This is a genomic window from Pseudoxanthomonas sp. GW2 (genome assembly GCF_000283075.1).
Lineage (GTDB): Bacteria > Pseudomonadota > Gammaproteobacteria > Xanthomonadales > Xanthomonadaceae > Pseudoxanthomonas.
In genome coordinates this window covers 1-3,752 of the sequence record NZ_ALIP01000100.1, presented here as the reverse complement: position 1 = coordinate 3,752, position 3,752 = coordinate 1, and the positions used below count along the sequence as shown (strand labels likewise).

The 3,752-nt window shown below is 73.2% G+C and carries 3 protein-coding genes and 1 riboswitch; all 3 genes read left to right on the top strand.

The annotated features are described in order from the left end of the window. Positions 1–144: 144 nt before the first annotated feature. Positions 145–377, bottom strand: a riboswitch (cobalamin riboswitch). A gap of 104 nt (positions 378–481) precedes the next feature. Beyond that, complete coding sequence (locus B351_RS0107755) at positions 482–1,975, top strand: Wadjet anti-phage system protein JetA family protein (protein WP_019398480.1); 1,494 nt, start codon at positions 482–484, stop codon at positions 1,973–1,975. After that, on the top strand, positions 1,972–2,622 hold the full coding sequence (locus B351_RS0107750) for a DUF4194 domain-containing protein (RefSeq protein ID WP_019398479.1): 651 nt from the start codon (positions 1,972–1,974) through the stop codon (positions 2,620–2,622). The genes B351_RS0107755 and B351_RS0107750 overlap by 4 nt, the downstream gene beginning before the upstream one ends. After that, the coding region (locus tag B351_RS0107745; protein WP_019398478.1) for an ATP-binding protein at positions 2,609–3,752 on the top strand (1,144 nt) is incomplete at its 3' end. The genes B351_RS0107750 and B351_RS0107745, both read left to right, overlap by 14 nt.

Genomic DNA, 3,752 nt, shown 5'->3' with positions numbered 1-3,752 from the left:
CACCGCGCACGCCGCCATGGCGACCTTCGCCCCCGCGGGCGAGCCGGAGCAGCCAGGGGGACGGGCGCGGGAACACTGCGTGGCCACGGCCACGCGATGCCTCCGGCCACCTCCCCGCGGAGGCTCCAGGTCAGGCGGAAGACGGACGCGTCTTCCGGCCGGGGCAGGTCTTCGGGCTCATGGACGGGCGGCGAAGGCCGCGTGCCTACTGTCCGCCGCTTCCCGGCCGGTGGGCCAGTGCGATGGCGGGGTTCGTTTCCAATTACCGCTGCGGGGCAGCGCCGGAATTGTCCTGCAGGGCAGGACGCACCGGACTTCCCTTTTAATTCATCGCTACATCTGGATGAAGCGATGAAACCTCCGGCGCGGAGAAGGTAGCCGGTCCACCGGCGACCGGTCAACCGCCGCCGCCTGCGCGGGCATGGCGCCGATCTGGGAAAATGGCGGCCGATCCGGGCCTGGCGCCCGGCAGGATTCCCGCTTGAGCAGTACCGCGTTCCCGTCCCTGTTCGCGCACGTGCCGGCCGGCGCCTTCGGGCCGCTGGCCTCGCCCAACCGCGAGCGCTACTGGCGCCTGCTGTGCCGGCTGTTCGACGAGTACTTCGGCCCGGACGCGCCGCTGCCGCCCAGCCACGGCTTCGCCCGGCGCGAGATCGTCGCCGCGCTGGAGCGCTACCTGCTGGCCGAGGAAACCTGGGAGGACGAGGGCGAGACCCCGCTCCAGGGCGGCCTGGCCGCGCGCGCGGCGGCGGTGTACGAGCGCCTGCGCCAAGCCGGCTGGCTGCGCCAGGACAAGCTCGGCGCGCGCGAGATGGTGCTGATGCCGCCGGCCCTGGCCCAGCTGCTGGGCACCCTGGTGGAGTTCGCCGACCGCGGTCCCACTTTCGTTTCGGCCAAGATCCGTTCGATCGAGCTGCAGCTGCAGCAGGTGGCCGACGGCCGCGCCGGCGGCGAGGCGCTGGACGAGGCCGCCGAGCAGGCGCGCCGGCTGCTGTCCTCGCTGGCCTCGATGAGCCTGCAGGTGCGCGACCTGATGCCCGAGCTGGTGCGCTCGGAGACCACCGCCCAGTTCGCGCGGCAGTGGTTCGAGCGCTACGTGGCCCAGTTCTTCATCCGCGACTACGCCGACCTGCACCGCGCCGACCACCCGCTGGCGCGGCGCGCGCAGATCCTGCTGATGGTGCAGGAGATCGAGAACGGCCCGCTGCGCGAGGACATCGCCGCCTGGTACCGCGAGCACGTGGCCGAGGGCGACGATGCCCGTGCCCGCCAGCTGCTGCAGCGCAGCCTGATGCGCCTGCGCGAGCTGGAGCGCATCGATGAGTACCTCGCACGCCTGGACGAGGACATGCGCCAGGCCAACCGCCGCGCGCTGGCCTTCCTCGACTACCGCCTGCGCGCGCCGGACCGCCTGGACGTGCTGCTGCACCGCGCCGCCAGGGGTGCGCTGGCCGCCGACGAGAACGCGCTGCGCATGCCGGTCGGTCCGGGTGGGCTGATGGACGAGACCCAGCTGCGTGCGCCGCGCCGCCGTCCGCAGCCGATCCCGCGCAGCGCAAACAGCAATGCCCAGCCCAGCGCCGAGCAGATCGCGCGGCTGAGCCTGCTGCGGCGGATGAAGCGGGTGCGCCTGGTCACCGCCGAGGACATGGCCTCCTACGTCGGCCGCCAGCTGCCGCCCGGCGGCAGCGTGGATTCCGGCGCGCTGGAGATCTCCAGCATCCAGGACCTGCGCGCCTGCCAGACCCTGCTGACCCTGGCCCTGCGTGGCAGCCGCCCCGGCGGCCTGCGTCGCGACGACCCGCTGGGCCGCTTGTTGCGCGGCTTCCGGGTCGAACTGGTCGACCGCGGCGAACCGGGCGACAACGGCTGGCTGCGCGCCCCGCGCTTCGTCGTCCACCACGCCGCAGGCCGCGGTCCCTCCGCTTCCAATGCCGCGCGCGCCAGCGCGCAGGCCGAGCCCGATCCCGCATGAAACGTTCCTGGAACACCCTCAGCCAGCAGTCCAACGGCATGTATGCCGTGGCCGACTTCGAACGCGCCGCCTACCGCCTGGTCACCGAGCAGGTGCTGTATGCCAGCGATGCCCGCTCGCGCAGCGCCTACCACCTGGTGGAGGCCTACCTGGAGGACTTCGCCGCGGCGCTGGACCCGCTGGGCATCCGCCTGGAGCGCAACGCCCACCACCGCTACGTCGTGGCCCTGCCCAAGCACGGCGAGGGCACCCCGGTGCGCCTGGACGAGACCCTGTTCCTGCTGGTCCTGCGCCAGCGCTACGACGAGGGCATGAAGCAAGGCCTGGTCGAGGAGCTGGGCGAGGTGGTGGTGGAGCTGCCCGAGCTGCAGGAGGCCTGGCCGGCACTGACCGGGCGGCCGATGCCTGAGGTCGGCGCGCTGCGCGCGCTGGCCGCCACCGCCCGCCGCTGGGGCGTGTGCCGCCTGGTCGAGGGCGAGCCGGACGACCTGCAGCCGTTCCATCTGGTGGTGCGCCCGGCGATCGTGGACATCGTCGGCGAGCAGTGGCTGCACCGGCTGGACCAGCACAACCTGGGCGGCGCCGACGCGGAAGCCGATGCCGGCGACGACGCCGGGGACACGGAGGACGACCATGCAGCTGCTTGAGCGCATGCACCTGGTGCAGTACTTCCTGTTCGAGGCCAAGACCCTGCAGCTGGACCGCACCAGCGCCATCATCGCGCCCAACGGCGCGGGCAAGAGCGCGCTGCTGGACGCGCTGCAGCTGGTCCTGCTGGGCGGCGACCGCCGCCACATCCACTTCAACGCCCAGGCCGGCGGCAAGGCGCGCGCGCGCAGCATCCGCGACTACTGCCTGGGCGTGTACCGCAGCGGCGAGGACGGCCGCAAGCGGCGCACCGCCACCACCTACATCAGCCTGGTGTTCCGCGACGAGGAGACCGGCGCCCCGCTGACGGCCGGCATCTCGCTGGGCGCCTCGGCCGACGAGCCCGAGCACCGCCAGCACGGCCTGTACCTGCTGCCGGGCGTGGCCCTGGAGCTGGACGAGCACCTGGAGAAGGTCGACGGCCGCGAACTGCCGCTGGAGTGGAGCCGGTTCCGCGAGCTGGCCGCAAAGCGCTGCCGCAAGGCCGGCACCACCCCGGAGTTCCACGCCAGCGGCGAGCGCTTCGTCAAGGACCTGCTGCACCGCCTGCGCGCCAACCCCGGCGGGGGCGTGGACTTCAACGCCTACCGCAAGGCCTTCCAGAACGCGCTGAACCTGCAGCGGGTCGAGGACGTGGACCTGTTCGTGCGCACCCTGGTGGCCGAGGACCGGCCCACCGACATCGCCCGCTTCAAGGCGCTGCTGGACAGCTTCCGCCAGATCAAGGAGCGGATCGAGCAGCTGGAGCGGCGCATCGCCGAGGCCGAGGCGGTGGACGCGCAGTACGGCAAGGTCGCCGCGCAGGCGGTGCGCGCCGCGTCCTACCGTGCCCTGGCCGCCGAGTACGCGCGCGACCTGCTCGGCGAGCAGGTCGAGCAGGCCCAGGCCGACTGCGACGCCGGACGCGAGGAACTGGCCGCCGCCGGCCTGGCCCTGGAGCAGGCGCGCGCCGAGCGCCGCAGCCTGCAGGAGGAATACGAGCGGGTGCGCGAGCAGCTGCAGGGCAGCGCCGGCTACGGCGAGCAGGCCTCGTTCCGCGAGCTGGCCGGCCGCGACCGCGAGCAGCTGCAGCGCCTGCAGGCCGACCTGCTGCGGCGGCTGGAGCAGCTGCGCGAGCCGCTGCGGGAAG